The organism is Limnohabitans sp. (assembly GCF_044361645.1).
Lineage (GTDB): Bacteria > Pseudomonadota > Gammaproteobacteria > Burkholderiales > Burkholderiaceae_C > Limnohabitans_A.
Genome location: NZ_JBIKIL010000165.1, coordinates 1 through 6743, shown reverse-complemented (window position 1 = coordinate 6743; position 6743 = coordinate 1). Strand labels below are relative to the sequence as shown.

Here is a 6743-nt window from a genome sequence, read left to right as displayed (position 1 = left end):
CGGCGGAAGAGTCTGAGCACAAATGTGTGGCCTTTGACCTTTACCAACGCTTGGGTGGCAACCACACTTGGCGCATGCGTTGGTTTTGGTACGTGACTTTGCAGTTCAGCACCGACGTGTTGCGCCAAACGGTGAACAACCTGTGGCACGACAAGACGCTGTTCAAGCCCTCGACCTGGTGGTCGGCGTCCAAGTTCTTGTTCGGTCGCCACGGCATGGTCTGGCGCGTGGCCAAGCCGCTTTGGGCCTATACCCGCAAAGACTTTCACCCCATGCAAGTGGGCAGCGCCACCTTGTCGCAAGACTGGTTGCAAAGCCATGCTGACGAATGGCGTGCTGTGGGCGGTGCGGTTTCAACAGCGGCTTGAAGCCCCGCGCACACAGGGGCTTGCTCCAGCGAAAAACAGCGCTCAGTCGCTGACCAAAGCCCGCACCCAGTCGGGTAGGGTCACCGCTTTTTGATTGGGGAAATTCACCCAAATGGTGGTCGCCCCCCCGGCGGCAAACACCACGCCAGGCTGATCGGTGCGCTCCAGCGTGCACCAGCTCTCAAACGTGGTTCGCCCCGGATCGCTCACAAACATCTTGGCCAAGATGCTGCCCGGGTATTCAAACTGTTTGTAGAAGTTGCAAAACGCATTGACGATCACCGGCCCCTGCCCTTGCGGGTTGGGCATGAAGCCGATCTTGTCAAACCAGTCAATGCGGGTGCTTTCCATGTACCGAAAATACACCGTGTTGTTGACGTGGCCCATGGCGTCCATGTCACCCCAGCGGATGGGGATGACCAACTCATGCACCCGTTTTTTGTGTTCGGGCAATTCCAGCTTCATGGCTTGGCCCTCACAGCGCGAAACCGTCGTCGGCCGACACCACCGCGCCATTGATGAAGTGGCTTTGGTCGCTGGCCAGCAGCATCAGCAAAGCGTCCAGGTCCTGCGGCTGGCCCACGCGCTTGCGCGGCAGCATGCTGATGAGCTTTTGGCCCTGCTCGGTTTGCCAGTGGTGGTGGTTGATCTCGGTGTCGATGTAACCCGGGCAAATCGCGTTCACGTTGATGCCAAATTTGCCCCATTCCACGGCAAAGGCCTTGGTCATCTGGATCACGGCCGCTTTGCTCATGCAGTAAACGCCAATTTGCGGCAAGACCTTCAAGCCCGCCATCGAGGCGATGTTGATGATGCGCCCGCCCGTGAAGCTGCCCGGCGCTGCGCCCTTGGCGCGGGCCAGCATGCGCTTGCCCACTTCTTGTGCCACAAAAAACGCGCCGCGCAGATTGGTGTTCATGATGAAGTCGTAGTCTTCTTCGCTCACATCTTGGATGCGCTGGGTGGTGCTCACGCCCGAGTTGTTCACCAAAATGTCGATGCTGCCCATCTCGGTTTCGGCATGCGCCACGGCGGCGGCAATGCTGTGCCGGTCGGTCACGTCCATCTCAACCACATGGGCGTCACCGCCTGCGGCTTCGATCTCGGCGCGCAAGTCTTTGAGTTTTTCGATGCGACGGCTGGCCAGCACCACGCCCGCGCCCGCTGCGGCCAGGGTTTTGGCAAATTGCGCACCCAAGCCGCCCGAAGCGCCTGTGACCAAGGCCACGCGGCCTGACAAATCGATTTCATAAGCCATTGACAACTCCTGTTTGAATGGAAACACCCGCTAAAGCCTTTGACGCCATTGTGCGCGGCGCGCCCGGCGTGGCCGCATAAAATGAGTCACCCGTCCGACACATCGGTGTTTGGGCTTATTCGGGCTGCCTTTTGGCCCCCCATTTCCCATCCCCTCCCTTGAAGAGAACCTCATGAGCCCCCAAGACATCCTGAGCACTTACGGCCCCCGCGAATCCATGGACTACGACGTGGTCGTGGTCGGTGGCGGCCCCGCTGGCCTGTCCACCGCCATTCGCTTGAAGCAACTGGCCGCTGAAAAAGGCCAAGACGTGTCGGTGGTGGTGCTGGAAAAAGGCGGCGAGCCCGGTGCGCACATCTTGTCTGGCGCGATCATGGACCCCAAGGCCTTGACAGAACTGTTTCCCGACTGGAAGGCCCGCGGTGCCCCCCTCAACCAAGCCGTGACCGACGACGCCTGGAGCTTCCTGTCTGAGACCGGTGCCACCCGCACACCCGGCATGTTTTTACCCAAGTGCGCGCAAAACCACAGCAACTACATCATCAGCCTCTCCAATTTCACCCGCTGGCTGGGTCAGCAGGCCGAAGCCTTGGGCGTGGAAATTTTCCCTGGCTTTACGGCGGTCGAAGTGCTCTACAACGAAGACGGTTCCGTGAAAGGGGTGGCCACCGGCAACTTGGGTGTGGGCAAAGATGGCGAACCCACCGAAAACTTCCAGCTGGGCATGGCACTGCACGCCAAATACACCGTGTTCGCCGAAGGCGCACGCGGCCATTTGGGCAAACAGCTGATCGCCAAATTCAAGCTCGACGAGGGCCGCGACCCACAGACTTATGGCATCGGCATCAAGGAAGTGTGGGAAATCGACCCCTCTCGCCACAGCCCCGGCTTTGTCATGCACACCGCCGGTTGGCCCATGACCAATGACACCTACGGCGGCGCCTTCATGTACCACATGGAAGACAACAAAATCGCCATCGGCTATGTGGTCGGCCTGGATTACGCCAACCCTTGGCTCAGCCCCTTTGAAGAATTCCAGCGCTGGAAAACCCACCCCAATGTGAAGTGGTACTTCACCAACAACCAAGGCGAGGTCAACGCCAAACGCATCGGTTACGGCGCACGCGCCATCACCGCTGGCGGCTTGATGAGCCTGCCCAAAACCGTGTTCCCGGGCGGTGCGCTGGTGGGCTGCAACGCCGGCTACCTGAACGTGAGCCGCATCAAAGGCAGCCACGCCGCCATCAAAACCGGCATGTTGGCGGCCCAAGCCGCTTACGAGGCCATCGTGGCGGGTCGCCAGCACGACGAGCTGAGCGCCTACCCCGAGGCCTTTGAAGCCAGCTGGCTTTACACCGAACTGAACAAGTCGCGCAACTTCAAGACCTGGTTCAAAAAGGGCCTGACGGTGGCGACCCTCATGAACGGCTTTGAACAGTTTGTGCTGCGCGGCCACATGCCCTGGACGCTGCGCCGTGACAAGGCCGACCACATGTATCTGAAGCCAGCGGCCGACTGCCCAAAAATCGACTACCCCAAGCCCGACGGCAAGCTGACCTTTGATCGCCTCTCCAGTGTCTTCATCAGCAACACCAACCACGAAGAAAACCAACCGGCCCACCTGACACTCAAAGACGCCTCGGTGCCAGTGAACATCAATCTGGCCAAGTACGCAGGTCCAGAGGCGCGCTACTGCCCGGCCGGTGTGTACGAGTATGTGAAGAACGCCGACAACTCAGACCGCCTGCAGATCAACGCGCAAAACTGCGTGCATTGCAAAACCTGTGACATCAAAGACCCGACCCAAAACATCGTCTGGGTCACGCCCGAAGGCGGTGGTGGGCCCAACTACACCGGCATGTAAGGCGCATCGGGTTCAGCTGGGTTTTTTCATGTCAATGGCTTGCACCAATTGGCCCAGTGCTTGCTGCAACAAACCCGTGTCGGTGCCTGCGGCCAACATGCTGTAGCCCATGCTTTTGGCACGCTCTATCCAAGATTTGTCGGTCGCCATAAAGCCTGCAATCTTGCCGTGTTTTTTGGCCACATCGGCCACATGCTGCATGGCTGCCAAAAAGTCGGGGTGATCGAATTGCCCCGGTATGCCCATGAAATTGGACAAGTCAAAGTGACCCACCCACAGCACATCCACGCCTTCGACTGAGGCGATTTCTTCCACGTTTTGCAAACCCCGCTCCGTTTCGATTTGGGCAATCAACAAAGTCCGGGCATGGTAGTCGTCTATTTTTTCGACCACGCTGCCCCCCAGGTAATCGCATTGGGCAAAACCAAAAGCAGCGCCCCGTCTGCCGACAGGCGGGTAGCGGCATGCACGCACCAATTCCTCGGCCTGCGACGCAGTCTCCACCATCGGCACCATCACGCCCCTGGCACCCAAGTCCAGTGCTCGGGCAATCCAGGTGTAGCCCCCTGTCGGTACGCGCACCATAGACGCCATGTTCAAGCCGCCTGTTGTGGCGAACAACCACTTCAGGGTTTCAAACCCCATGCCGGTGTGCTCCATATCGTAGATGGCAAACCGGGCCCCGGCATTGGCCAAAATGCGGGAAATTCCGGGCGTAAAAAACTCAAAAACCATGGCCCCCGCCACGACTTCACCGGACATCAACACGGGTTTTAAATGGACAGAGTGGCTCATGGATGGGCTTTCAAGTTGCTAAGGTGGGGTGAGGTCAGGCAATGAGGTCAGGCGATGGAGGTGGCTACAAGGTAGGGCGGCGTGCGCCCATTCTTGACATCAACGACCGCGCGAAAAGCGCTGGCCGCCAAGGCCTGCATGCATTCATCGGTGAAGCAGATGCCGTGTGGGGTCACGACCACGTTGTCCAACTGCAACAAGGGGTTGTCGGCCGGAGTGGGCTCAACCTCAAACACATCCAGCCCTGCTCCTGCAATTTGATGCGAAGCCAAGGCCTTATAAAGCGCCGACTCGTCAACAATGGGCCCGCGCGCGGTGTTGATCAAGTAGGCTGTTTTTTTCATCAAAGCCAACAAACGCGCATCCACCAAACCCTTGGTCTTGTCGTTCAAAGGACAGTTGACCGTCAGAAAATCAGAGCGCGCAAACAAGGTCTCTAAATCCACAAGTTCTACCCCGAGCGAGGCCATCAGTTCTTTGTCGGCAAAAGGATCGTGGGCCATGAAATGCATGTCGAATGGCTTGGCCAAACGAAACATCTCGGCACCGATGTTGCCCACCCCAATCGAGCCCAGTACCCGGCCCGTCAGGCCCGTGCCAATGTGATCAGATTTTTCAGCCCAGCGACCACTTCGGGTCAACCTGTCCTTGATGCCCACTTTGTGGGCCAACATCAACATGAAAGTGATGGCCGAAACCGCCACTGGACGGCGAACCTCATCGGGCGCAATGGTCAGCAAGATACCCGCCTTGTCGCAGGTGGCCAAATCGATGGTGTCGTAGCCCACCCCAAAGCGCGCAATCAGCTTGAGCCTGGGTTGGGCGGTCAGCAAACTGGCCGGGGTCAAACGGGTCAGCATGGCGCATATCGCGTCATAGCGGGCGACATGTTCGGGACGAATTTCAGGGAGCGCATCCATGAACTCCCAGGCCAATCCGGCTTGGTTCAAGATTTCAAAAACCTCTCGACCAAAGATGGGCTCGCCATTGCTCATCAAAACATCCGAGGTGATGCCCACTTTGAACTGGTTTGAATCGTTGATGCTCATGAATTTGCCTTGTGCTGATGTGTTGATGCTTAAAAATGGGCGGGCTTGAATCCTGTGGACTCTTGCTCTTTCAAACAGCGCTGTCAAGTGGATTGCAAAAAAATTCACGCCTTTTGCAGCCACTCTTCAGCCCTTTTCAAACCCCTTTCAAACCCCACGAAAACCCTTATTGGTATTTGCAACTGCTGCCAGTAAGGTTGCATGACAACAAGCTGACAAAGTCTTTTTTGTTGCATCCATCCCTAAGGAGTTTTTTCGTGAAATTAAGCAAACTTTTTCTGTATACGGGCGTGTCTTTTGGCCTCATGGTCGCGGCCTCGGCCCCAGCACAAGCCCAAGCACAAATCACCATGCGCAACGCCATTTCCGTCGCGGAAAACTCACACGCAGGTGAGGCGGTTGTCACTTTGGCCAGAGAGGTTGAAAAGCGCACCAATGGCCGCATCGTGATCAAGAATTTTTTCTCGGGTTCATTGGGCGGTGAGCGCGAGGTCATGGAAGCAGTGCAACTGGGCACACAAGAGTTGGGCCACAACTCAACCGGCCCCGTACCCAATTTTGTGCCCGAAACAGCCATCTTGGACGTGCCGTTTTTGTTCCGCGATAAAGCCCACGCCCGGGCTGTGCTTGATGGCCCGATTGGACAAGAGTTGTTGGCCAAATTTGAATCCAAAGGTTTCAAAGCGCTGGCTTGGACAGAAAACGGCGTTCGCCACATGACCAACAACAAACGACCCGTCAATAGCCCAGATGACCTGAAGGGTCTCAAAATGCGCACCATGGAAAATCCCGTGCACGTGGCGGCTTACAAAGGCTTGGGCATCGTGACCACACCCATGGCGTTTCCAGAGGTTTTCACCGCCTTGCAGACTGGCACCATCGATGGTCAAGAAAACCCACTTTCTGTGATTCTGGCCGCCAATTTCGATCAGGTGCAAAAGCACATCACACTCACCGGGCATGTTTACTCGCCTTCAGTTTTCGTCATGAACAAAGCCGTTTTTGACAAGCTCAGCAAAGCCGACCAGCAGATTTTTTTGGATGCGGCCAAAGAAGGTGCGAAAGCCAACCGCGCCCGTGTTGACAAGGACGATGCGGGTGGCGTGGCCGAATTGCGCAAACGTGGCATGACCGTTGTTGAAAATGTTGACAAGACCAAATTCATTGCCACGATGGCCCCTGTGAACGCAGAGTTTGAAAAGAAATTCGGCAAGGCCAACTTGGACCGCATTCGCAACTTCAAGTGATCTGAAGCTTCTTTGTAATGCCCGACCAGCCAGTGCTGGCGGGCGTTTTTTTTGTGCGCCCAGCATGGGCGCACTCCTACGGGTGCAAGTCCCGTCGCAAGTTGATCACGACGAGCGAAGTGAAGCGCAACTGCATGAGGGTGACCGAGTGTGGGAAGGAAG

At 57.1% G+C, this 6743-nt stretch carries 7 protein-coding genes; 3 read left to right on the top strand and 4 right to left on the bottom strand.

Annotated features, from left to right (window positions below):
• Window positions 1–368: metal-dependent hydrolase (locus ACIQ39_RS17985; RefSeq protein WP_396435956.1), on the top strand; the 368-nt coding region annotated here is incomplete at its 5' end.
• A gap of 42 nt (window positions 369–410) precedes the next feature.
• On the opposite strand, the gene ACIQ39_RS17980 is transcribed toward ACIQ39_RS17985, so the two are convergent.
• Window positions 411–833: an acyl-CoA thioesterase gene (locus tag ACIQ39_RS17980; RefSeq protein ID WP_396435955.1), complete on the bottom strand. Its 423-nt coding sequence runs from the start codon at window positions 831–833 to the stop codon at window positions 411–413.
• Window positions 834–843: 10 nt separating this feature from the next.
• The gene (locus tag ACIQ39_RS17975; protein ID WP_396435954.1) at window positions 844–1626 is read right to left on the bottom strand and encodes an SDR family oxidoreductase; all 783 of its coding nucleotides are present in this window, start codon (window positions 1624–1626) and stop codon (window positions 844–846) included.
• A gap of 172 nt (window positions 1627–1798) precedes the next feature.
• Here ACIQ39_RS17975 and ACIQ39_RS17970 point away from each other — a divergent pair, with 172 nt between their 5' ends.
• Window positions 1799–3490, top strand: coding sequence for an electron transfer flavoprotein-ubiquinone oxidoreductase (locus ACIQ39_RS17970; RefSeq protein ID WP_396435953.1), 1692 nt, complete (start codon window positions 1799–1801; stop codon window positions 3488–3490).
• A 12-nt stretch (window positions 3491–3502) separates the two neighbouring features.
• On the opposite strand, the gene ACIQ39_RS17965 is transcribed toward ACIQ39_RS17970, so the two are convergent.
• Both ACIQ39_RS17965 and ACIQ39_RS17960 read right to left on the bottom strand, forming a co-directional pair.
• On the bottom strand, window positions 3503–4285 hold the full coding sequence (locus ACIQ39_RS17965) for an HpcH/HpaI aldolase/citrate lyase family protein (RefSeq protein WP_396435952.1): 783 nt from the start codon (window positions 4283–4285) through the stop codon (window positions 3503–3505).
• Between the two features lie 47 nt (window positions 4286–4332).
• Window positions 4333–5334: a hydroxyacid dehydrogenase gene (locus ACIQ39_RS17960; RefSeq protein ID WP_396435951.1), complete on the bottom strand. Its 1002-nt coding sequence runs from the start codon at window positions 5332–5334 to the stop codon at window positions 4333–4335.
• A gap of 305 nt (window positions 5335–5639) precedes the next feature.
• Here ACIQ39_RS17960 and ACIQ39_RS17955 point away from each other — a divergent pair, with 305 nt between their 5' ends.
• Entirely contained in the window at window positions 5640–6581 is a 942-nt protein-coding gene (locus tag ACIQ39_RS17955; RefSeq protein WP_396435957.1) for a TRAP transporter substrate-binding protein, read from the top strand.
• The last annotated feature ends 162 nt before the right edge of the window (window positions 6582–6743 follow it).

Bases quoted from the DNA above. Each gene is read 5' to 3' on its own strand.
- ACIQ39_RS17980 (WP_396435955.1), bottom strand. From the start codon at position 833: ATGAAGCTGGAATTGCCCGAACACAAAAAACGGGTGCATGAGTTGGTC.
- ACIQ39_RS17960 (WP_396435951.1), bottom strand. From the start codon at position 5,334: ATGAGCATCAACGATTCAAACCAGTTCAAAGTGGGCATCACCTCGGAT.
- ACIQ39_RS17965 (WP_396435952.1), bottom strand. From the start codon at position 4,285: ATGAGCCACTCTGTCCATTTAAAACCCGTGTTGATGTCCGGTGAAGTC.
- ACIQ39_RS17955 (WP_396435957.1), top strand. From the start codon at position 5,640: ATGGTCGCGGCCTCGGCCCCAGCACAAGCCCAAGCACAAATCACCATG.
- ACIQ39_RS17970 (WP_396435953.1), top strand. From the start codon at position 1,799: ATGAGCCCCCAAGACATCCTGAGCACTTACGGCCCCCGCGAATCCATG.
- ACIQ39_RS17975 (WP_396435954.1), bottom strand. From the start codon at position 1,626: ATGGCTTATGAAATCGATTTGTCAGGCCGCGTGGCCTTGGTCACAGGC.